Raw genomic sequence first — 429 nt, forward strand, 5'->3', positions numbered from 1 at the left:
TGCTTGTTTTTTGTTTTCAGGTTTGACAATTTGGTTTGTTGGTTTCCGTCTGCTGCGGTCATGCCGCATGGCAAACGGGGGTGTCCAGAGGGGTGTAACCCCGTTGGCTCATTGGGGCATTTTTAGCTGTGCCTGCACTGCGTAAAGAAAATGCCCTAATGAGCTATGGCTTTTCTGTTCTCAAAAGCCTGTGAGAGTACCAGCTGTATAGGCAGCTCTTTTCTTTTCATTGATATGATACGCCTTCCCTTGTCGGCTGGTCGGACAGCAGGCAGGTCGGATGTCCGACCGACCAGCTTGCGGATAGTGGCATTTCCTTCCATCCGTTTGTCCCGCAGACTTGTTGGCGGATGAAAATCCGATGAATTGATGAGTTGACAGGATAATAAACTGATAACCAAAATGATATATGTTCATCATCGTTTCATC

At 47.3% G+C, this 429-nt stretch carries 1 protein-coding gene; it reads right to left on the reverse strand.

What is annotated here, in order from left to right:
* Positions 1–155: 155 nt before the first annotated feature.
* Positions 156–401, reverse strand: a complete 246-nt coding sequence (locus tag I6E24_RS16735; protein ID WP_235329837.1) for a hypothetical protein — start codon at positions 399–401, stop codon at positions 156–158.
* Positions 402–429 lie beyond the last annotated feature (28 nt).

Source organism: Bacteroides caecigallinarum (genome assembly GCF_021530995.1).
GTDB lineage: Bacteria > Bacteroidota > Bacteroidia > Bacteroidales > Bacteroidaceae > Phocaeicola > Phocaeicola faecigallinarum.